Below are 20,777 nucleotides of genomic sequence, written 5' to 3'. Positions count from 1 at the left end.
GGCTCTGACCGGACACTTCGACGCCGGCCACGCCCGGCTGGCCCGCGCCATCTTGGACCGGCTGGACCGGGTGGAGTCCGCACTGGCCGAGCTGGACGCCGTGCTCGCCGAAGCGTTCACCCCGTGGGCGAGGCAGATACAGCTGCTGCGGACCATTCCCGGCGTCGGACCACGGGTCGCCCAGGTGATCATCGCCGAGACCGGTGGGGACATGTCCCGCTTTCCGTCGGCGGCGCATCTGGCGGCGTGGGTCGGAGTCGCCCCGGCGGTCTATGAGTCGGCCGGCAAGCGCAGTCCGGCCGGCGCGCGGCACGGCAACAAGTGGCTCGACCACATGCTCGTCGAGGCCGCCGGCTCGGTCGCCCGGATGAAGGGAGCCAACTACCTCTCCGCGCAGCACGCCCGGCTCACCGCGCGGCGGGGGATGGGCCGCGCGCAGGTCGCACTCCATCCTGGTCTCGGCGTACTACATGCTCCGCGGCGACGAGCCCTACCAGGAACTCGGCGCGGACTGGCTGGCCCGGCGCAACGACGAGGCCCTCACCCGCCGCTTGATCGCCCAGGTCGAACGCCTCGGCCACACGGTGGTGCTCGACCTGGTCGCCTGACCCGACTGCAGGAGAACCGGAGGACGGGCTTCGCCCGCCCCGCGCTGACGCGCGCCTGCAACTCACCTATTCACGGCTCTGTGTCTCTCTTGATCTTGCGGCTCCTCCAGTGAGGATGCGCGCCCTGGGTGCGCGACCCGCCTGCGACTTCACGGCCATCTGCGTGCCGACGGACGTGGACCGTCGGCACGGCCCAACTGAGAGGTGGTTCACCCTGATGGACGATCGCGCCCGCGTCGTGGGTCAACCTTCGGATGCCACTCCGCGCCGCGGGGGAACGGCAGCCCTCTGACGCCGGTCAGGTCCCAAGATCACGAGCCGACACACGTCTTGCATCTGAGGTAGCGGGACTCGTTGTGACGGATCGGCGAGCAGCCGCTGCAACCGGTTCTCCGGCCCCTCGTCCGCTCCTCCCCCGTCGCCGCGTTCCTGTACCAGCAAGCTGCCGACGTCCGCGACGCCCAGGGCTGCCCCCCGCCATCGTCGCCATGCTCAGCGCGGCCACGAGTCACCCACCGACGATCTGGAAATCTCTGGGTTGCAGCTGTGGGGCGCGATAGGGGACGTGCGTCAGGAGCGGACCTCCAGGGAGCGCATGAGCGGCTGACCAGAGTGGCTCAACTGACCTACGGCCCGGCGTCGACCATCCCTCTGCACAACGACTCACCAAGTGCAACGATGCCAGGATGCCTGTCGGCCAGTGCCCAATCTGCTCGAACAATGACGTGCTTACACGTGAGCACGTGTGGCCGAACTGGTTCCTTCAGCGGATGGATCAGGCAGGAGCGCCGCCGTACGGCTGGTCACTGAACGGCGAACCATTGCTCTCCCGGAGCGGCGCTCAGATCAAGGGTGACCGGCGCCATCGGGTTATGATGCCCATTTGCGGGCGTTGCAATGGAACGATGAACACCTACATCGAGGTCCCGGCTAGACCGATTGTAGAGATCCTTGCATTGAATGGCTGGCACGGCGAGTACAACCGCGAAGAGTGGCGAGCCGTCGGTCTCTGGTGGGCCAAGGTTCTTCTTCTCGTCGGACATCCGGACTCCTTCCTGGAAAATCCGAGGCTGCAGAAGCAGGTAAAGCTGGACTTCGACTCCAAACCCGACCTGCGGTGGTTGACGGATGGCTCCGGCACCCCTGGGCACGTCTCCGTATTCGTTCACAACATTGACTACTCCGCCACGGGGGCCGAACACGAATTGATAGTTCCCTCACACGTGCTGTTCGACAACGGGGATTCCGCCCGCTGTCACATGCTTTCAATGGCGACTCCGAACATGTCCATATCTGTGGTCTCCCACCCAGGCATCGCTATCGAACACCCACTGGTGAGGTTTGGCCGGGCTTGGGAGCTGCTGCACTCACCGCCGCGCCGTGGTGACATTGGCGATTTGGAGCCACTGTCGCGTGACAACGTTCGCTACCTTCAAGGCGGGGGCGTTCCGGAAGGGCACGTAGTCGACGCAAGTGAGACATCTCGGCTCGCGGCCCTCTTTAGCATTGAGTCGGACCGACTGGGGCCCGGTGATCCCGCTACAGCGGCGCGACCCGCGTCTACACCGGAAAACGCGCCAGATTCAGCCGCTGAGGAAGGCTGAGCGTACCGTCGGCACATACCTGGGGATCGCTTCGACTTTGCTGAGGGCTATTCCCCCCGCCGACGGCCCCTGCGAACGGTTCGGACCAGGTTGAGGAGCGACATGACCGGGGTTGGAGAGTACATGGACGCCCCTGCCGGATATGGCAACCTACTGCTTGAGCCGGGAAACCCGTATGACATCACGCGAGATGACCTTGAGCCATTGCGAGCACAGATGGCGGAGGTGACTCGACCTACGGTTGCCGTCGCAGCCCATCCACATAGAGGTGCGGGGGTAACGCTTAGTGAGGTCCTCAACTTCTGGGTACCTAACGCAGAATTTCTGCGCGACGAGACCTACGGCATCTTGCTAGGAATGGCCATAGAATTTATGCGCGGGCGCTTCGCGAGGAAGCATAGCGCCATGAGGCCTAAGGTCATAATCGTACGGGACGCCGGGACCAATGGACGAGTCATCGAGACTGTGACGATCGCGAGTGAGGATGAGCCGGAAACCCACGAGGCGGGGTCAGGCGACGAGCCGCGGCCGCGACCCCCTGTCCAAGACTAAGGGAGGACTTAGTCCCTGGGCTGAACCTCCCCGAGGTCCACTGGGACTGCTAGCCCCACGGGATAATTGGGCCGCAGCCAAGCAAATTGACGGCATACCAGGCGAATGGACTTACCCTGTCTGGGCTTGCCGCGCCACACGCTTCCATGTCCGTAGACGGATATTTTACGAGAGGCTCAGCTCCTTCGACAAAGTGTTGGAGTGGCTTGTCGTTAACCAGCGCCTGCAGGCGTGCAGCCTGCCGCCAGCGCAGGTCCGGATCATGGTCGAACTGTACGAAGGTGTGTTCGATGCACCAAAGGGCGAACTGCCGCTGCCAGAACCGGGTGAAAGATTTGTCGGGCACCACATGCTGTCCCCGCTAGCTTGGACAGAGGGTGCCGCTGCGCTCACCTATGTCAGTTCTTGGGGGCCCGCTTGGGGCGACCAAGGCTTCGGCCAAATCGACAGGAATTACTTCGAAAGGTACGTATCCGAAGCTTGGGTCTTGCGCGTTGGAGACTATGGCTACGACCTTCCGCGAGACTTCGAGCTCTTTGACCCCAAGCTTGAAGACACAGCGTTCAAGCGCGCGTGGAAGCACCTCCCGGCCGGACAGAGTGTGGACATCGGCGAAGGCCGAGTACTCCGGTGGTACACAGCGCCATCCTTATCCGGCTCGACTTGGACGCTTGTCGCTGATGTCATCGATCACAGCCGCGTCCGTCTGGGCTGGTGCCATCTGGAGATTGGCCGATATGACGAGGGTTTGCTGGCTGACATCACCGAGTTGTACGTCTGGCCTGCGTTCCGACGCTTGGGCGTTGGCAGCGAGCTCTCGTCTTGGGCGCGCGGTCAAGCGGAAGCGGCAGACTGTGAGTGGTTCAGAATCCTGGTGTACAACGCGGACCTGGATAGCGACCATGCCGTCCCCCGGCAGCAAATGGCACAGGGTCGAGGGCTTGAATGGATCTACCCATCGGTGGCTGGGATGATGGGTGTGGGAGCGGTCGCTGGTGAATGGCTCCGCCCTCCGGCAGTGTCAACTCGACCCTGACCAACGCTTCGGCGGTGTCTCTGAAGCGGCCTTCAACCGCAATGCGACGTCTGAGACGAGACTCGGCAACCGGCCAACCCTCTCGCCTGTGGTCGAATTTGAAGCGTGATGGGATTCCCCGCCATCCCGACTGCAGGATCACAAGATCAAAAGGGACACGCCTCCTGCATCCAGGGTCTGGGAGCTCGTGGTGACGGGTTACAGGAGGATCGACAGCAGACTGGGGGCATGGGAACCAGCGGCACCCCTGAGTACCGGGCACGACGACGGGCAGGTGAGCAACAACGCCGTCAGCGCCACCAGGAGACCGCAGTGAAGCGCCCCCGTTCGGGCCAGGCCGGCCCTGCGGCGGACGGGCCCGAACGCCGGACCGCCGCGACGACCTGCGGATGGTGCGGCGGACCGATGACCCCGCGCAGCCGCGGTCCGATCCCGAAGTGGTGTTCGGCCACCTGCCGGCACCGGGCCTGGGAGCAGAGCCGCGCGGCGAACTCCGGCCGGACGGCGGTGCGGGTGGTCGAGCGGCGGGTCGAAACCCGGGTACCTCTCGAGCCGACCCGTCGAGACTGGCCGCGGTTGCTCGGCGAGCTCGCCGGTCAATTGGATGACGGCCGCGTCTACGACCGGGACCTGCCCGCCCTCGGCCGGGCATTGGACCCGGTCCTGCGGTCCTACCGGCGGCGGGCGCGCTGGAGCGGCGCCCCTGACCTCCCCTGAGTGCCCGGAGGCGGAGTTCCCGTATTGCTCCTGTAGGGCACCGGCGTCGACGGTGACGTCGGGACGGCTGTCGTGGAGCTAAGGCCAACGGGGGTGACGTAGGTGACGGGGCCGGTGACGACCCAACCGGCCTGATGTCACCCCGACCGGCGCGCCAGTGACTGGCGCGGGCGACGTAGCTGCCGGCCCTGCTGGACGGCAGTGCCCCTCTGCCCGAGCAGCACGCCCCGCCAGGAGGCGCGCCGATCCGGTCCGAGGGGTAACGGTGACGCCCGCGCGGCATACCGCTCGGCACTGACCGCATCTCTGTCACCCCGTCGTCGGCTGCTCGTCACAACGGATTGCGCAGTCCTGGATGCATAAGGTGTGTCGGCTCGTGATCTTGTCCGGTTCGGCAGTCGAGATGGCCGCGGAGAGCGCGCAGCCGAGGACGCGTGTACGTAGCTAATCGGGTCGACGGTCCCTAGGTCCGCTGACGGGGTGACGTGGCGCCGCACGTGGCGGCGACCCTGCCGAGGACGTGGGGTTGGACCCTCACTCAACGGGCCAGCAGTGCCCCTACACGGCGGCCGCCTGCACGCCTTCCGAGGTCAGGGTCGAATACTGCGCAACGATCTCTTCGGGGCTCATTCCGGCGGTAAGGCAGTCGAGCACCACGCTGACGGGGACGCGGGTGCCGCCGATGACCGCCCGGCCGCTCAGCACGGCCGGATCGCTGGGGATCAACGCCAGTCGGTCGGCACTCACGCACCGAGTGCGCCCGCGGTCCACGCCCAGCACGCCGAGCCCCGGGCCGTGCAGACCTCGTCGAGCGGGACCCTCGATGCCTGCCGCGACCGCGTGACACTGCCCGAACCGCTCGACGTACTTGAGGAAAACGGGAGAGGCGCCGGAGCAGGTCAGGAGACCCGAGCAACTCGACGGACGTCGGCCCCAGGTGATCAGGAGCTCGGACAGCAGGGACTGGAGAAAGACAGGAACTTCGCCGGGCACTGTCACCAACTGGCCGGGAATGGCGCCTTCCCCAGGTGGGCGTGCGCCGCCGGACACCAGCGCACGAGGCCACAGGACGAGGAGGGCGAGATGACCGACGCGCAGCGACCTCGGGAGCCTGTGCCTGACGACCCACTGCTGCTCACACCCGAGGAGGCCGCCACGGTGCTCCGCCTCGGGCGCACGACGATCTACGCGCTGATGAAGGCTGGCGAGCTGCGGGCGGTCCACATCGGCCGGAGCTGTCGCCTCTCCCGCAGCGAGCTCGAACGTTACGTTCGCGGCCTGGAAGCTCCTCGCACCGCTCCTCGTGCGCTGCGCCGGGCCCGGGCCACCACAGCCCAGCGCGGACTCTTCGAACTGGGCCCGACGTCGCCCGATGCCGCGTGAGTCCACAACCGCTCCGCCGGTGTCGGACCGCTCGGCCAGACTGACACTCCAGCCCACGACCCAGGGGTGACCGATGGCAGGACGCGCCTCGAACGGTGAGTCGACGATCTACCAGGACGCCGACGGGCGGTGGCACGGTTACGTCTCCGTCGGCTTCACCCTCACCGGCAAGCCCGATCGCCGGCACGTCACCGGCAAGACCCGGGCCGTGGTGGTCGCGAAGGTCCGCGACCTGGAGCGCAAGCGCGACGCCGGCACCCTTAGCGCCGTCTCCACCCCGACCGTCGCCGACTGGCTGGAGCACTGGCTCACCACCATCGCCCCGCGCCGGGTGCGGCAGCGGACCCTGGAGAGCTACGAGTCGGCCGTCCGCAGGCACCTGGTCCCCGGACTCGGACGGCACCGCCTCGACCGACTGCGCCCCGAGCACCTCGACCAGCTCTACACCGCGCTCCTCGACGCCGGCTACTCCCCCGCCACCGTGCTGCGCCATCACCGCATCCTGTCCCGCGCCCTCACCGTCGCCGTCCAGCGCGGACACGTTACCCGCAACGTGGCCGGACTCGTCGATCCACCGGCCCAGAAGCAGAGCGACCTCGCCACCGCCCTCGACCTCGGCGAGGCCCGCGCCGTCCTGGAAGCCGCCGCGCACGTCCGCAACTCCGCCCGCTGGACTGTCGCCCTCGCCCTCGGGCTTCGGCAGTCCGAGGCCCTGGCGCTGCAGTGGAAGGACATCGACCTGCTCACCGGCACGCTGACGGTCCGGCGGAGCATCCACCGGGTCCGCGGCGGCGGGCTGATCTACGAGGAGCCCAAGACCCGGCGCAGCCAGCGCACCCTCGCCCTGCCGCTGCCCCTGGTCACCCAGCTGGAGGAGCACCGGACCGCCCAGCGCGGCGAGCGGATGCTGGCCGGCTCCGAGTGGCACGACGAGGACCTGGTCTTCGCACAGCCCAACGGCCGGCCGATCGACAAGAAGACCGACCACGACGACTGGACGCGGCTGCTCCAGGCCGCCGGCGTCCGGCACGTCCGGCTGCACGACGGCCGGCACACCGCCGCCACCCTGCTGCTGAGCGAGAACGTCCACCCGAGGGTCGTCATGGAGCTGCTCGGCCACAGCCAGATGCGCACGACCATGGACATCTACAGCCACGTCATGCCCGCCCTCGCCCGCGAAGCCGCCGACCGGATGAGCGCCCTGCTGCTGCCAGGTCAGGGTGGGCAAACTGCAACCACAACTGCAACCAGAGACGACTCAGGCCGCTCCCCAGAAGGGGAACGGCCTGGTCACACGGGTGGAGCTGAGGGGACTCGAACCCCTGACCCCCACACTGCCAGGGCGGCCGAGGGGGGTCCGCGGCGGTACGCCAGAGTTCATTTGCGCAGGTCAGGGGGCTGCGTCGGCGGCTGCGGACCCCAGCGGACGACCCTGTACGACATCGCTAGGCCACCACAGTGGCACCACCGGCCGGTCGTCGGACCGGGCGGCCATCGAAGGCCGTAGACGTCGACGACCAGTCCCCCGAACAACCATGGTCGGTCGGCTGGCCGATCACGGCAGCTGTGGACGCTGGGGAACAATGCTCGGGCTTTAGGCAGCTCCTCGGCACTGAGCCGGACGAGGCTCGGGTCGCGGGCCCCCCGAGCAGGGCGCAAGCAAGGGCCGGCCAGCGTCGGGGGTCCCGCTCCAGTGGTCCGTTCAGCAGGATGAGCCCGACTCGTCAGCTTTCGTCGCGTCGTCGCTTGGGTAGGGAGCGGGCCCTCGCTTTCGAAGAGTTTTAGCGGAAGACCCACGCTGGCGCGAAGCGCGGCGCCCTCATGAGGACGCCTCCAGCACGGGCTCGGGCCGAGAAACTCATGTGCGTGCCGCTGGTTCTGCGCCGACGAGAACCCCCAGGAGAACGGCAGAGCTACCGATGCGATACCTCTTCAGGCCGCCAGCCCCCGAAGGCGCAGACCTGATGGGTCTCCCCTGGGAGCAGCCATTGGAGGAATGGGGTCCTTCGCTGCTGCTCGAAGTCCCTCAGCGGGGCCTTTCCCGGCACGTCGTCCGGTTCATCGCTCGATCCGGACGCGTGTACGCCCTCAAGGAACTCGCGGAGCACTTGGCCCGCCGTGAGTATGCGCTGCTCGGCAGGTTCGAGGACGAAGGACTGCCGGCCGTTTCGGTGCTGGGAATCTGCGTCGACCGGCCCCACGGTCAGGACGCGATCCTCGTCACCCGGTACCTCGAGAACTCGATGTCCTACCGATACCTGTTCTCCAACCCTCCCGGCGAGCCATCAGCGGCGCAACTGCTCGACATCCTCGTCATCCTGCTGGTTCGACTGCACCTCGCCGGCGTGTACTGGGGCGACTGCTCGCTCTCCAACACCCTGTTCCCGCCCGACGCCGGAACGTACAGCGCCTACTTCGTGGACGCCGAGACCGCCGAGCACCACGTGGCCCTGAGTCCGGGGCAACGGCGGCAGGACGTCGACCAGGCCCGCGAACGCGTGGGCGGCGAACTGCTCGACCTGCAGTCCGCGGAAAGTCTGCCTGCCGACTTCGATCCGATCGGCGTCGCCGACGCCCTGCCCGTGCGGTACACGGAACTCTGGCACGAGGTGACGCGGGAAGAGGTGTTCCAGCGGGCGGACCAGCGCTACCGCATCGCTGAGCGGCTTCGCCGTCTCAACGATCTCGGCTTCGACGTGGGCGAGGTCGAACTGGTCGATCTGCCCGGCGGAGGGGTGAAGCTGCGGGTCGACACCCGCATCTCTCCTCCGGAGACCAACCGCCGTGAGCTGTTCCGCCTGACCGGCCTGGAGGTCCAGGAGGGGCAGGCCCGCCGCCTGCTGAACGACGTCCGCTCCTTCCGAGCCCACCTGGAGCGGCAGACCGGCTCGTCGGTCAGCGACACCGTTGCCGCGCAGCACTGGCTGACCGAGGTCTATCAGGCGGTCATCGATGCCATCCCCCCGGAGCTGAGCGGTCGACTGGCCGCGGCGGAGGTGTTCCACGAGGTGCTCGAGCACCGCTGGGTTCCTCTCCGAGGACGCCGGTCGCGACATCGGCACGACCAAGGCTGCCGCGTCCTACTTCGCGACCGTTCTCCCGCACGTTCCCGAGGAGGTCACGTCCCCGTCGGTCACCGCTGGCGATCAGTGACCCGAGAGCGGGTTCCCCGCGCTTACGGCCTTGGTGCCACCCCGACGGAGGGTTGAAGTCACTGTTCGGGTGGGCAGCACTCCGAGGACCGTCAGACCGACACGTCCTGGAAGGCAGGTCGCATGGCCGACCCGTTGCGGCCGATGCTGCGCCGCGCAGTCGTGATGCCCGCCGACGACTTGGCTGCGGCGGTGGCAGACGCTGCCCGCGCGATGGGCGCGCGAGAAGCCGTGGTCTACCTCGCCGGATCATGAGCAGACGCACCTGGTGCCCGTCCCTTACGAGAATGGGCCCGGGCGGCAGTCCTTGAGCGTCGAAGGCACCCTCGGTGGGCTCGCCTACCGCCGCGGCGAGGTGACGGCCGCGCCCTTCCGGGAAGGACATCCTCGGCTGTGGGTGCCACTGCTCAACGGATCGGAGCGCCTGGGCGTCCTGGAGCTGTCCTTCACCGCACCGGCCTCCGATGTTGCACACGAGGCGCGCCTGCTTGCCGATCTCGCGGCAGCCCTCATTGTCGTCAAGGACGCCAGCAGTGACGCCTTCTCACGCCTGCGCCGGCGCCGGACGCCGAGCCTCGCCGCAGAGATTCAGTGGGAGCTGTTGCCCCCGCTGACGTTCAGCACCGGCCGGGTGACCATCGCGGGCGCACTGGAGCCCGCCTACGAGATCGGCGGCGACAGCTTCGACTACTCCGTCACCGGCGACCACGCCGATGTGGCCCTCTTCGATGCCGTCGGCCACGGCCTGCCCGCCGCCATGATGGCCAGCCTGGCCGTCAACGCCTACCGCCACGCGCGGCGAGACAGGCTGGGCCTGCCGGACATTGCCGTGGTGGTCAACGACGTCATCGCCGGCCACTTCGACGGCAGCCGCTTCGTGACCGCACTCCTCGCCCGGCTGGACCTCGAGACAGGTGCCTTCGCCTGGGTCAACGCCGGGCATGCCGAGCCGCTAATCCTGCGGGAGGGCGCGCTAATCCCGACTCCTCCCAACCCTCCTGGCCGGCCGCTGGGGCTCCAGGAGGACAAGCCCCCCTGCCGCGAGACGCGCCTGCAGCCCGGCGACCGACTGCTCTTGTACACCGACGGCATCGTGGAGGCCCGCAGGCCGGACGGAGAGAGCTTCGGAGAGGACCGACTCGCCGACTTCCTCATTCAGGCCGAGGCTGCCGGCGACCCACCTCCGGAGACCATGCGCCGGTTGATCCGGCACATCATGGAGCATCAGGCCGACCAACTTCAGGACGACGGCACGGCCGTGCTGCTTGAGTGGCACGGTGGACGTCGGCGAACGAGTTCACCTGGTTGATCACCGGCCGGCCACCATGAGAGCCAGGACGCCGACGAGCAGCACCACCGGAACGCCGAGCAGGCCGAGACCGAAGAACTCGCGAAAGCGTATCGAGACGCCGGCCGCGCGGCACCGGTCCGCCCAGAGCAGGGTCGCCAGCGAGGCCCAGGGCAGGAGCAGAGGACCGGCGTTCGTGCCGATCAACAGCGCCGCCGTCCGCAGGGAGGACGGACTGGCCACCGGCTCCAGGGCGAGATACGCGGGCAGATTGTTCAGCGCGTTGGACGACAGCGCCGCGACAACCGTGAGCCGCAGCAGGTCCGCCGGCCCGTCGCCGGCGCCGGCGACGTCGGTGAGCACATCGTCCAGGCCCAGCCCCAGCGCGGCCTGAACGATCAGGAACAACCCGACCGTCGTTATCGTCAGACGCCACGGCACCAGGTGACCGCCGAGCGCGCGACGGGCACGAACGGCGAACACGGCCACGAGCGCTCCCGCGCCGACCGACGCGGTGGCCGCCACCGGAATGCCCAGTGGCTGCCCCACTGCGAACAGGGCGCCGGCGACGGTGCAGATCGCGACCGCGAACCGCAACAGCACGGGGTCATCAACCGGCTTAGGAACCGGCACCGGGTAGCGGCCCCTCAGCTGCCGCCGATAGCGGATGCCGACGACGAGCACGCTGGCCGCGGCAACGGCGACCGCGGGAAGGGCCATGAGCCCGACGAACGAGGTGCCGGCGTCCAGCCGATCGACGGCGAGCAGGTTGGTCAGGTTGGACACCGGCAGGAGGAGGCTGGCCGTGTTCGCCAGCCACACGATCAGCATCGCGAACGGCACCGGAGGGAGACCGAGCCGGCGAGACATCGTCAGCACGACCGGCGTCAGCAGCACCGCGGTGGTGTCCAGGCTCAGAACCGCCGTCACCGCGGTGGCCAGCCCGGCGACCAGCACGAACAGTGCGCCCGTCGACCCGCGTCCGGCGCGAGCCACATGGTCGGCCGCCGTCGAGAACACCCCGGCAGCATCGGCCAGTTCGGCGAGCACCGTCACGGCGACGAGGAACACCAGGATCGGGGCGATGCGCACGAGCACGTGGCCCGCCTCGTCAGGCGACAGGACGCCGCTGACGAGGGCCACGCAGGCCCCAGCGCCCACCCACTTCCACATCACCAGGCGCCACGGGGCTCAGGCCGCGCCCGGTCGACGAGCCGGTGGGGAACCAAGGCTTCCTCTCACGCGAGGACCCGGGAGGCGACATGCCTCCCGGGTCCAGCACGATCGTGCCGTGCGACGGCGCTACCGCCGTGTTTTCAGCTCCCGGCAGCGGTGACGCCAAACATGAGAACCCGGCGCTCGATGTCGTAGTGCACCGTGCCCGTGTTGGCGAGCAGGTCCTGCAGGTTGTCCGCGTCGTCGGGATCGAGGGTGAGAACTTCCTCCCACGCGCCCTGATCGAGCACCAACTGCAGGGTGTAGGTACCCGGCTTCCCGGGCTCCCCGGCGATCCAGCTGAACTGGTAGTGGCTGAGCTGGCGCACCTTGACACTGTTGTCGGTGACCGGCTGTGCGACCTCGGGCATGAGCAGTTCCTCTCCATCGGGGTGGGTGGCCGCGACGTTCATGCGGCCCTTCCGTGCTGCTCCCCCATTGACGACGCCATGGGTGACGTCGAGGGAGCCACGTCGAACGACGAGCTGGGGGTGGTGCGGGGTGGGTCGCTAGCGCCGGCTCACCGAACCGCGTCGGCCCGTGACGGCGACGTAGACGCGCGGGTGACGGCGTACCGAACGCCGCGTTCGCTGCACCGTGTGACGGCCTCCCGCCAGCACCGGGCCAGCGGTGTTTCCCAGTGCCGGCGATCAGAGGCCGAGCTTGCCGCCCAGTCCTCCGCCGAGGCCGCCGAGCAGCTGCTTCGGGTCGATGCCGAACTTGCTCAGCAGGCCGGCGTGCTGGTCGGTGTCGACCTGGTCGGGGAGCTCGCTGTTGGCCTGGTCGGCCTTGCTGCTGTCTCCCTTGGAACGGAGGAACTCGAGGATCTGGTCCTTGGGGATCTGCATGAGGACTCCTGCCCGGCGCTCGCACGCCCTACATGGATAACGATGTAAACGGAGTGCCCACGACTCGCGGAGATGTCACCCCGGCGGAGGCGAATTCTCGGATTCCTCATCGGGGCCCGCCGTCGTGCCGGTCAGAGCAGGCCGCGTCCGGTTGACCGGGTCTTCCCGGGGCGGAGCTCGATGTCGACGGGCAGCTTCGGGTCGTCCAGGGCCTGACGGGCATCGCTGACCACCCGGTCCTCCAGAGCCTGCCGGATCTCGGAGATGTCGGCGTAGTCGGCCAGATCCACGGCCAGGGTGACCCGTCGGCCCCCTCGGTCGAGCACGTGCGCCGAGGCGCCGGCGACGCCGCGCAGGCTCTCGGCCTCGGTCTCGATGGCCTCGGCCAGCGCACTGGCGTGGACGGTCGTGAGCCCCTCGCGGTCGTCGGTGGTCAGTTCCAGGCGCCCGATCCGGTCGGTGCGCAGCTGCGCCAGCAGCCACCCGAGCCCGAGCAGGGCGAGCAGAAGGCAGACAGCAGCGACGGCCCACCAGAACCATGGCTGGTCCTTGGCGAAGTCGCGCATGGGCTGCGGCAGGACGGGGCGATCGCCGTCCCCGAAGGCGCCGAAGCTCAAGGCCAGCCCGAGCCCGCTGGCGGCGAGCAGGAGCAGACCCAGCAGCGTCAGCACCGTGCGGTTGACGCCGTTGACACGTGAGCTCATCGCGAGGACTCCCCGGAGACGGTGACGCGCGGGCGGAGGACGCCGGACAGGCCCAGCTCGTCGAGCCGCTCGGACACGGCAGCGGTGACCGGCTGTTGGAGTTCGTGCGGGGAGCGCACGGCTGTCGCCGCCTTCACCCGCACGGCGCGGCGTCCGGCCTTGACGCTGGCGCTCCGCACGCCGTCCGCTCGACGAGCCGCGTTGGACAGGGTGCGCTCGATGCCGCGGCGCGAGGCGGTGACCCGGACACCCTCGGTGCGGCCGGGAAGGGTCAGGGAGCCGGGCTTCCCGCGACGGAGGGCAACCAGCAGCAGGAGCAGGCCGATGATCGCCAGGCCGATGAGGACGGCCCGGACGACGCCACCGGTGAAGGACTGCTCACCGAGCCACGTGCTCCACGTCGGGTGGGGAATCAGCCAGTACGGGCGGTTCACGGCCGCGAGGACGATCTCCACGATGGCGAGCAGGCCGCCGAGGAGCAGGGCCAGGGCCAGCACGGTGGCGATGACCCGGTTCACGATGGACACGAGCACTCCTTGGTGGAGTCGGGGGTCACTGGACGCGCCGCCGTTTCGCGGAGGGGCTGCTCAGGCTGACGACGTCGATGTCGACGTGGGCAACCTGGACGCCGGTGATGTGCTCGACGTCCTGGCGAACCCTCGCCCGGAGCCGAGATGCCACGGTGCGAATCGAGGCAGGCCAACCGATCGCCACGGTCGCGTCGACCGTGGCGGTCTGCCCGTCGACGCGGGCGTCCACTGACGCCTCCTTGTCCGGGCGGACCTCCCCCACGTTGATGCCGAGCAGGCGGCGCGGAGCGGCGGTGGCACCCTCGACCTGGGTGACCGCGTAGCCCGCGACCCGCTCCACGACGCGGTCGGCGATCTCCAGAGTGCCCCTCTCGGCCGGATCTCCCAGTTCCGGGAGGACGCCGCTCTCATCGTCCCGCCCGGAGGTGCCCGGTGGGCCGTCGATGGATGCTGCGACGGCGCCGCTCACCGGGACCCGCGCCCACCGAGGTAGGGGGTGAGGTCCAGCTGGCCGGACACCACCTTGCCGATCAGGAAGCCGATCACGCCGAGCACGGCGGTTCCGACGAACGCGTCGAAGCCGCCGATGACCCAGGCGAGACCCAGCAACAGGCCGGTGAACAGACCCACGACGGTGGGTGGCATGGCAAACCTCCAGGACGAGACAGGAACGAGGGGAATCACTGGACACGCCGCGGTCGGCGGTGCCGGCGGTACCAAGCAGCGATCCTGGCGAGGCCGCGGGGCCGGCGGACGAAGCGGACGTCGTCCGCCGGCTCCGGGCCGCTGCTGCGTTCGCGCCCCTCGAGGACCGCCATGATCCGGAGGAACTCGGACGGATCGCCACCGCGATCGGGATGGTGCGCCTTCACGAGCGCGCGCCGGCGACGCCGCTCCTCCGGGTCGGTGGGCGCAGGCATCAGGCCGGCGGGGCAGCCGCGCCGGACGGCCCGGGGGGCAGGGCAGGCGGTTGCTCTTCGGGGAGCTGGACGTCCGCGACATGCACATCCACGAGCTGCCCTCCCACGATCGGCCCGACCGCCTGGCGCACCTGGTCCGCGATCACGATGATCGGAACTCCCTGCACCGCGACGACGGATACCAGCACACGACCCGAATCGACCCGCACCCCGTCGACGCGCCGCCCGGGGAGATAGGTGGCCACCGGCCGCAGGCCTCCGCTGGAGAGCGACGCGACGGCAGGGCACCGGACCGCGGCAGCGGCGATGGCGTCGGCCAGCTGGGCCTCCGACATCGCCGCGACCGCTGCCCGGGGGCGCGGCGTTGACGTCACTGGACCCGCGGAGGCTCCTGGGAGCCCTCGTCGTCCGACGGCAGGTGGATGTCGTTGACCGAGATGTTCACCTCGGTGACCTGCAGGCCGGTCATGCCCTCGACCGAGGCGATGACGTTGCGTCGGACCGACCGGGCGACGTCGGCGATCGGGGCGCCGTACTCGGTCACCAGGTCCAGATCGACGGCGGCCTGCTTCTCCCCCACCTCCACCGACACGCCCTGACCGGCCGACTGGGTGGCCCCCGGGATGCGCTCGCGCAGGGCCCCGAGGGTGCGGGCAGCGCCGCCGCCCAGGGCGTACACGCCGGACACCTCGCGCGCGGCCAGGCCCGCGATCTTCTGCACGACGTTGTCGGCGACGGTGGTGGTGCCCTGACTGGTCTGCAGCGCCGACGGCGACGCCTGGGCGACCGCGCTCGACGACGCGGAGGTGCTGGAACTGGGAGACTGCGTCACTGGGAACCTCTTCCGTGATGGACGTTAACGTCGTAAACCGACGGGTGACCGGCTCATGCCCGCTGGTCACCGACCTACACACCTTGGACACGGCTACGGCGCGAGGGGTTACAGCAGATGGTCACAAGGGCTCCTCGGACGCGCGGGGTTCACCGGTGACCCGGAACGCCGAGCCCGTCGCCGGCGGGACCGATCCGATGGAGCGGCACTGGATCTCGCTGGCGGTGCAGGGCAACGAGGACGCCTTCGCGTCGCTCGTCCGTGCCCATCAGGACCGGCTCTACTCCGTGGCGCTCCGCTTGCTGGGTGCCCCCGTGGACGCCCAGGACGCCGTTCAGGAGTCCTTCCTGCAGGCCTGGCAGCACCTGGACGGCTTCCGCGGCGACGCCCGGTTCTCCACGTGGATCACGCGCATCCTGATCAACCGCTGCCACAACGTGCTGCGCGCTCGCAAGGTGACCGTCGCCCTGCCCGACGATCCCGGAGCCGCCGAAGGACTTCCTCAGACGCCGGCGGCGGAGGACCTCGCCCTGCGCGCGCAGCGTCGGGACGCCGTCCGCGCCGCGCTGCTGTCGCTGCCTTTCGACCAACGCGCGCCACTCGTCCTGACCGCCTTCGGCGACTACACACACGCCGAGACGGGGCGCATCCTCGGCATCTCCGAGACAGCGGCCAAGGTGAGGGCGCATCGTGGGCGGAGAGCTCTGCTGTCCCGGTTGCAGGAGTGGAGGTGAGTCGCGTGTTCCCGAGCAACGGCAAGGACGAGGACCGGCTGCCCTGCGGCGTCCGTGTCGATGACCTGCTCGCCCAGGTCGCCGACCAGGCGCCCCCCCGGGACGCGGCACATCAGCGAGGCTGCCCGCGCTGCCGGGCCGCGCTGGCCGAGCTGGCCGACCTGTGGGCCCCCGTCGCCGACCTCGCGGCCGAAGAGGTCCGGGCTCCGGCCAGCCTGCTGCAGGAGGTCATGGCGCAGATCCGCGAGATGTCCCGCAACGCCTGGCACGCCGTCCTGACCGATCCGACAGGGCAGACCCGCATCGCGGCACGCGTGATCGGCGCGGTCGCCCGGTTGGCCGCCGAATCCGTGCCGCACGTCGCGGTCGCCCTCGGCGGTGGCCGCCCGGTGACCCGGCACGGAGAGACGCCGTCTCTGGCCGAGATCGCCGGCTCCGCTGGGGAAGCCGCCACCGATGTCGGGGTGGCGGGTTCCCGCGTCGTCGTCGATGTGCAGATCGCCGTCGACTACGGCGTCCCCATCGCCTCTGTCGCCCAACTGGTACGCGACCGGATCGCCGCGCATCTCGCGGCGCACACCGGCCTGACCACCAGCGAGGTGAACGTGACCGTCGTCGACGTACGTCCGCCGCCGCTCGGTTCCTGACCGGGATCGAGGGGCAGCGCCCTCGGGGATGGGTATGCAGCCGGCCATGACCGCCGAGTCCTCCGCGCCCGAGGCGCCGACCGCCCCGAAAGTCCTGTCCGGAACCCGGACGGGGCGTCGACGCCCGGCCCGCACCTCCAAGCGACAGCAGACCCTGATGACCGACAACGCCGCAGACGAGGCCCGGCCGCAGGACCCCGAGCAGGAGCCCACCACCTCCGCGGCCGCCGACGGCGATGTGCGTCAGTCGCCGACCGCCGCCACATTGGACGAGGAGGACCCCGAGGAGGCCATGTCCGCCGACGAGCGGCTGGCCGCCGCGCTGACCAACGCGGACGCTCCCGATCCGACCCAGACATGGAAGCAGGGCTACCCCTATGACCGGAAAATGTCGCGCAAGGAGTACGACGCGCTCAAGCGGGACCTGCAGATCGAGCTGCTCAAGATGCAGAACTGGGTAAAGGCCACCGGGCAGAAGGTCGTGCTGGTGTTCGAGGGCCGGGACGCCGCCGGAAAGGGCGGCACGATCAAGCGCTTCACCGAGAACCTCAACCCGCGTGGCGCCCGAGTCGTCGCGCTGGACAAGCCGAGCGAGCGCGAGCGATCGGAGTGGTACTTCCAGCGGTACGTGCGTCAGTTGCCGGCCGGCGGAGAGATCGTGTTGTTCGACCGGTCCTGGTACAACCGCGCCGGCGTCGAACGCGTCATGGGCTACTGCACACCCAAGGAGTACTTGGAGTTCATGCGCGAGACGCCGGAGCTCGAACGGATGTGGACGCGCAGTGGCATCTTGCTGCTCAAGATGTGGTTCTCCGTGTCACAGGCCGAGCAGCGGACCCGTTTCGCCATGCGCAGCGTGGACCCGGTGCGCCGGTGGAAGCTCTCCCCCACCGACCTCGAGTCCCTTGACAAGTGGGACGCCTACACCGAGGCCAAGGAGGCGATGTTCTTCTACACCGACACCGCCGACGCCCCCTGGACAGTCCTGCGCAGCAACGACAAGAAGCGCGCCCGGATCGAGGCCATGCGCCATGTCCTGACCGCCCTGCCCTACGAGGGCAAGGATCTCGACGTGATCGGCCCCGTCGACCCGCAGATCGTGGGCGTCGGTCCGGCGGCGCAGATGTTCGAGATCGGCGAGGACGCCGGGCGGCTGTTCCCCACGCCATAGGCGGTGGGCCGCGGGCCGGAATTCCCCTCCCCGGTGACCCCGTCCTCGAGTCTCGGACGGGGTCACCGGGCCCGGCTGCCACCGGACCGGTCGTTTGCCGTGCTGGCGTCGCGGTCCGCTACGGCTGGTCCGTCCGATCGACCTCCACGCGCTCGCGCCGCACGGCTCCGGTGATCGGAACCTCCTCGGTGAGCTGCACCCGAGACAGATGCACCCGCTCGGTCGGCACAACCGTGAGGACGACGTCCGGGACCTCCTCGTGCAGCACGAGCACGATCTCGTCCTGCGACCGGCCGTCCGCGGCGCTCCCGCCGTCCGCCGCCAGTCGCTCGGTGTACAGCTCCTCCCGGCGAACCTCGACGGTCAGCGTGCGCGTCTCGGTGACCACGCGCTTGCCGATGATCACCCGCTCGACAGGTTCGGCGAGGGTCGAGACGCGGAGCCGTTCCTCCGACACCACGACGTCCACGTGCGTCGAGGCAGACTCCCTCTCGTTTGCTTCGGCCAACTGGTGCTCTCGCTCTGCCATGGCAAGCCCTTCTCGGTGTCGTGCGACGTGTGGGAAGTCGGTCTCGCGGGACGTGCCGACAGGGAGCAGCGAGCGCCCGTCGCGGCCACCGCGCGGGTCGCCGGTCGGGGCTTTCCGGCCGGATTTCCGCGACGCTCCTTTGCCTCCGGCTCGTCGCGATCATCGTCGGTGTTGACGATGTAAACAGACTTCTTCCCAAGGCGCTCCGCCTCCACACAAGAAGAAGCTGCCCGTTTTCGCTGCGGCGGGGCACATTCCTGTCACCGCAATGCCGGTGCCCGACCACTGCCTCGACCGAAGCGCAGCTGACGTGCAAGCGCGCACGTCTCGACCCTGGCGTCGGCCCGCCGCCGTGGTCGGCCACCGAATGCGGTCCGTTGTCTTCAACCTCTGCGGCCGCGCCCGGGCCGCGACTCAGACAGGATCCGCTCCAACCGGTTCAGCAGGTTCTCGAGGGATTCTTCGAACTCGGCCGCCGACTCGTCCTGGGACAGCAGCGGCTGCATCCGCTGGAGGTGGGGGAACTCGTCGAGGTCCACTGACGCTGCCGTCTGAGGCTCGGCTTCGTCGAGCGGACTGATCGGCACGCCGCGCTGAGCTACTTCGAGCATCAGGTGTCCCAGCAGGAAGCTGGTGTAGGCACGGTAGGCAACGACGGTCGCCTCCTCGGTGAAGCCGCTGGTGTTGAACGCCTCCAGGAACGACTCGACCCACCGCAGGCTGCGCAGCGGCGGTCGCACCCACGGTGCCGCGGGCGGACGGGTGGCGAGCAGGGGGAAGACGGCGGGATGTGCCAGCGCGATGCGGCGCAGGCCGTGCGCCAGCCGGATGAGGTAGTCCTGCCAGCCGTGCTCGGCAGCAAGGTGCACGTCCGGATCCCCGTACAACTCGTCGACGACCGTTTCCACGACTCCATCGAGGAGGTCGTTCCGCCCGTGCACGTGCCGGTAGAGAGCCATGCCCTCCACGCCGAGGCGTGCGCCGAGGCGGCGCATGGTCAACGCCTCGAACCCGTGCTCGTCGATGAACTCGATGGCCGCCCCGAGCACCAGCCGGCGATCCAGCGCCACCCGACCTGTCGCCGGCGGCCCGGCCGGGATGGTGCCGGCTGCTCCTCCCCGAGCCTCTGGTGAGTCGGGGTCGATCTGCTCGCTCCTGCTGTCCATGAGTGCTCCTCCCGCGATGCCGCTGGTTGGACATCGGCGCCGCATGCCGGGCGCTGGTCCGGCGTCCCGCGACGTGTGATGGCCCGGAACCCCCTCGGCCGAAACGTGAGGCACAGCAGGAATGACGCGGGCGAGCGCTGGGGATCGAGCGCTTCCACGGGCCTTTGTTTATCGCGTAAGCACGGCTGGTTTATCGCGTAAGCAGGAGGGCATTGAGCCCAAGCCACGACAGCGGAACAGCCCGCACGCGGCGTCACCGTCCCCACGTCAGAGGAGTCCCATGATCACCGAGCAGCAGATCGACCAGCTCATCGGCAGCACCGCCGTCGACAACAATGGCGACAAGCTGGGCCGCATCGGCGAGGTCTACCTCGACGACGAGACCGGACGCCCCGAGTGGGCCACGGTCAACACCGGCCTGTTCGGCACGAAGGAGTCCTTCGTGCCGCTGGCCCAGGCCTCCGTGGACGGCGACCGGGTCCGCTTCCCGTACACCAAGGCCAAGGTCAAGGACGCGCCCGGTGTCGACGCCGACGGTCACCTCTCGCCCGAGGAAGAGGCCGAGCTCTACCGGTACTACGGCGTGGGCTACGCCGACAGCGACGCCGGCACGCAGCTGCAGGCGAACGATGTCGTCGGTCGCGACACCTCCGGGCCGGCGACCGACGCGGCGATGACCCGGTCCGAGGAGCAGCTGCGAGTCGGCACCCAGCGGGTCGAGGCCGGGCGGGTCCGGCTGCGCAAGCGCGTGGTGACGGAGAACGTGACCCAGACGGTGCCGGTCAGCCGCGAGGAGGTCCGGATCGAGCGTGAGCCGATCACCGACGCCAACATCGGCAACGCCCTGGACGGGCCGGCGATCTCCGAGGAGGAGCACGAGGTCGTCCTGCACGCCGAGCGCCCGGTCGTCCAGAAGGAGGCGGTGCCGGTGGAGCGCGTGCGGCTGGACACCGAGACGGTCACCGAGCAGGTGCAGGTGAGCGAGCAGGTGCGCAAGGAGCAGATCGAGCTCGACACCGACGGGGTCGACCCCCGCCGCTGACCTCGGGCTGGCTCGTGCCCCGCTCCGGGGGCAGAGCGGGGCACGGGCACCTAGCGACTGCGCACTCGAGCAGCTGCATCTGAGTCATCTCCCGCGCGT

The 20,777-nt window shown here is 69.2% G+C and carries 25 protein-coding genes and 1 pseudogene; 14 read left to right on the top strand and 12 right to left on the bottom strand.

The genetic code is table 11. The annotated features are described in order from the left end of the window. Nucleotides 1-70 precede the first annotated feature (70 nt). From ACJTNH_RS13470 to ACJTNH_RS13450, 5 genes and pseudogenes are all read left to right on the top strand, one after another. Nucleotides 71-361: pseudogene (locus ACJTNH_RS13470) on the top strand (transposase); the annotation flags it as partial. A 109-nt stretch (nucleotides 362-470) separates the two neighbouring features. Continuing rightward, nucleotides 471-608 carry a hypothetical protein gene (locus ACJTNH_RS13465; protein WP_458176536.1) on the top strand — a complete coding sequence of 46 codons (138 nt, stop codon included), beginning with the start codon at nucleotides 471-473 and terminating at the stop codon, nucleotides 606-608. 905 nt (nucleotides 609-1,513) lie between these two features. Then, nucleotides 1,514-2,212, top strand: a complete 699-nt coding sequence (locus ACJTNH_RS13460) for a hypothetical protein (protein ID WP_458176455.1) — start codon at nucleotides 1,514-1,516, stop codon at nucleotides 2,210-2,212. An 814-nt stretch (nucleotides 2,213-3,026) separates the two neighbouring features. Further along, nucleotides 3,027-3,800 (top strand): hypothetical protein, encoded by a 774-nt coding sequence (locus ACJTNH_RS13455; RefSeq protein WP_458176453.1) that lies wholly within the window; start codon nucleotides 3,027-3,029, stop codon nucleotides 3,798-3,800. Between the two features lie 405 nt (nucleotides 3,801-4,205). Continuing rightward, on the top strand, nucleotides 4,206-4,517 hold the full coding sequence (locus ACJTNH_RS13450) for a hypothetical protein (RefSeq protein ID WP_458176451.1): 312 nt from the start codon (nucleotides 4,206-4,208) through the stop codon (nucleotides 4,515-4,517). Nucleotides 4,518-5,075: 558 nt separating this feature from the next. Here ACJTNH_RS13450 and ACJTNH_RS13445 read toward each other — a convergent pair. Beyond that, on the bottom strand, nucleotides 5,076-5,264 hold the full coding sequence (locus ACJTNH_RS13445) for a DUF433 domain-containing protein (RefSeq protein WP_458176449.1): 189 nt from the start codon (nucleotides 5,262-5,264) through the stop codon (nucleotides 5,076-5,078). Between the two features lie 336 nt (nucleotides 5,265-5,600). Between ACJTNH_RS13445 and ACJTNH_RS13440 the strand changes: the two genes are divergently transcribed. From ACJTNH_RS13440 to ACJTNH_RS13420, 5 genes are all read left to right on the top strand, one after another. Next, a complete protein-coding gene (locus tag ACJTNH_RS13440; protein ID WP_458176447.1) occupies nucleotides 5,601-5,900 on the top strand; it encodes a helix-turn-helix domain-containing protein in 300 nt (99 codons plus the stop codon). 73 nt (nucleotides 5,901-5,973) lie between these two features. Further along, complete coding sequence (locus ACJTNH_RS13435) at nucleotides 5,974-7,407, top strand: tyrosine-type recombinase/integrase (protein WP_458176445.1); 1,434 nt, start codon at nucleotides 5,974-5,976, stop codon at nucleotides 7,405-7,407. Nucleotides 7,408-7,978: 571 nt separating this feature from the next. Next, a complete protein-coding gene (locus tag ACJTNH_RS13430) occupies nucleotides 7,979-9,109 on the top strand; it encodes a DUF4032 domain-containing protein (RefSeq protein WP_458176443.1) in 1,131 nt (376 codons plus the stop codon). A 66-nt stretch (nucleotides 9,110-9,175) separates the two neighbouring features. Next, the gene (locus ACJTNH_RS13425; protein ID WP_458176441.1) at nucleotides 9,176-9,307 is read left to right on the top strand and encodes a hypothetical protein; all 132 of its coding nucleotides are present in this window, start codon (nucleotides 9,176-9,178) and stop codon (nucleotides 9,305-9,307) included. A gap of 142 nt (nucleotides 9,308-9,449) precedes the next feature. Next, nucleotides 9,450-10,361: a PP2C family protein-serine/threonine phosphatase gene (locus ACJTNH_RS13420; protein WP_458176439.1), complete on the top strand. Its 912-nt coding sequence runs from the start codon at nucleotides 9,450-9,452 to the stop codon at nucleotides 10,359-10,361. On the opposite strand, the gene ACJTNH_RS13415 is transcribed toward ACJTNH_RS13420, so the two are convergent. From ACJTNH_RS13415 to ACJTNH_RS13375, 9 genes are all read right to left on the bottom strand, one after another. Then, a complete protein-coding gene (locus ACJTNH_RS13415; protein WP_458176534.1) occupies nucleotides 10,362-11,513 on the bottom strand; it encodes an SLC13 family permease in 1,152 nt (383 codons plus the stop codon). A 143-nt stretch (nucleotides 11,514-11,656) separates the two neighbouring features. Beyond that, the gene (locus ACJTNH_RS13410) at nucleotides 11,657-11,968 is read right to left on the bottom strand and encodes a hypothetical protein (protein ID WP_458176437.1); all 312 of its coding nucleotides are present in this window, start codon (nucleotides 11,966-11,968) and stop codon (nucleotides 11,657-11,659) included. Nucleotides 11,969-12,205: 237 nt separating this feature from the next. Then, on the bottom strand, nucleotides 12,206-12,403 hold the full coding sequence (locus ACJTNH_RS13405) for a hypothetical protein (protein ID WP_458176435.1): 198 nt from the start codon (nucleotides 12,401-12,403) through the stop codon (nucleotides 12,206-12,208). Between the two features lie 131 nt (nucleotides 12,404-12,534). Next, nucleotides 12,535-13,107, bottom strand: a complete 573-nt coding sequence (gene amaP, locus ACJTNH_RS13400) for an alkaline shock response membrane anchor protein AmaP (RefSeq protein WP_458176433.1) — start codon at nucleotides 13,105-13,107, stop codon at nucleotides 12,535-12,537. Continuing rightward, nucleotides 13,104-13,634: a DUF6286 domain-containing protein gene (locus ACJTNH_RS13395; protein WP_458176431.1), complete on the bottom strand. Its 531-nt coding sequence runs from the start codon at nucleotides 13,632-13,634 to the stop codon at nucleotides 13,104-13,106. Before ACJTNH_RS13395 ends, amaP begins: the two co-directional genes overlap by 4 nt. Nucleotides 13,635-13,659: 25 nt before the next feature. Next, nucleotides 13,660-14,106: an Asp23/Gls24 family envelope stress response protein gene (locus tag ACJTNH_RS13390; RefSeq protein ID WP_458176429.1), complete on the bottom strand. Its 447-nt coding sequence runs from the start codon at nucleotides 14,104-14,106 to the stop codon at nucleotides 13,660-13,662. Beyond that, complete coding sequence (locus tag ACJTNH_RS13385) at nucleotides 14,103-14,282, bottom strand: hypothetical protein (protein ID WP_458176427.1); 180 nt, start codon at nucleotides 14,280-14,282, stop codon at nucleotides 14,103-14,105. Before ACJTNH_RS13385 ends, ACJTNH_RS13390 begins: the two co-directional genes overlap by 4 nt. A 274-nt stretch (nucleotides 14,283-14,556) precedes the next feature. Continuing rightward, entirely contained in the window at nucleotides 14,557-14,892 is a 336-nt protein-coding gene (locus ACJTNH_RS13380; protein WP_458176425.1) for a hypothetical protein, read from the bottom strand. Nucleotides 14,893-14,927: 35 nt separating this feature from the next. Then, nucleotides 14,928-15,389: an Asp23/Gls24 family envelope stress response protein gene (locus ACJTNH_RS13375; RefSeq protein ID WP_458176423.1), complete on the bottom strand. Its 462-nt coding sequence runs from the start codon at nucleotides 15,387-15,389 to the stop codon at nucleotides 14,928-14,930. Nucleotides 15,390-15,544: 155 nt separating this feature from the next. Here ACJTNH_RS13375 and ACJTNH_RS13370 point away from each other — a divergent pair, with 155 nt between their 5' ends. From ACJTNH_RS13370 to ppk2, 3 genes are read left to right on the top strand one after another with little or no spacing between them, the layout of a single operon-like run. Then, a complete protein-coding gene (locus ACJTNH_RS13370) occupies nucleotides 15,545-16,123 on the top strand; it encodes an RNA polymerase sigma factor (RefSeq protein ID WP_458176421.1) in 579 nt (192 codons plus the stop codon). Further along, on the top strand, nucleotides 16,120-16,770 hold the full coding sequence (locus ACJTNH_RS13365; protein ID WP_458176419.1) for an Asp23/Gls24 family envelope stress response protein: 651 nt from the start codon (nucleotides 16,120-16,122) through the stop codon (nucleotides 16,768-16,770). Before ACJTNH_RS13370 ends, ACJTNH_RS13365 begins: the two co-directional genes overlap by 4 nt. A 46-nt stretch (nucleotides 16,771-16,816) precedes the next feature. Continuing rightward, the gene (gene ppk2, locus ACJTNH_RS13360; protein ID WP_458176417.1) at nucleotides 16,817-17,941 is read left to right on the top strand and encodes a polyphosphate kinase 2; all 1,125 of its coding nucleotides are present in this window, start codon (nucleotides 16,817-16,819) and stop codon (nucleotides 17,939-17,941) included. Between the two features lie 118 nt (nucleotides 17,942-18,059). On the opposite strand, the gene ACJTNH_RS13355 is transcribed toward ppk2, so the two are convergent. Both ACJTNH_RS13355 and ACJTNH_RS13350 read right to left on the bottom strand, forming a co-directional pair. Then, complete coding sequence (locus tag ACJTNH_RS13355; RefSeq protein ID WP_458176415.1) at nucleotides 18,060-18,410, bottom strand: YsnF/AvaK domain-containing protein; 351 nt, start codon at nucleotides 18,408-18,410, stop codon at nucleotides 18,060-18,062. 443 nt (nucleotides 18,411-18,853) lie between these two features. Beyond that, nucleotides 18,854-19,636, bottom strand: a complete 783-nt coding sequence (locus tag ACJTNH_RS13350) for a TetR/AcrR family transcriptional regulator C-terminal domain-containing protein (protein WP_458176413.1) — start codon at nucleotides 19,634-19,636, stop codon at nucleotides 18,854-18,856. Nucleotides 19,637-19,916: 280 nt separating this feature from the next. Between ACJTNH_RS13350 and ACJTNH_RS13345 the strand changes: the two genes are divergently transcribed. Beyond that, nucleotides 19,917-20,678 (top strand): DUF2382 domain-containing protein, encoded by a 762-nt coding sequence (locus tag ACJTNH_RS13345; RefSeq protein WP_458176411.1) that lies wholly within the window; start codon nucleotides 19,917-19,919, stop codon nucleotides 20,676-20,678. The last annotated feature ends 99 nt before the right edge of the window (nucleotides 20,679-20,777 follow it).

It is taken from the genome of Modestobacter lacusdianchii, assembly GCF_054177765.1.
Note: the sequence above shows the minus strand (reverse complement) of the source record. Positions and strands in the feature narration are given on the sequence as shown.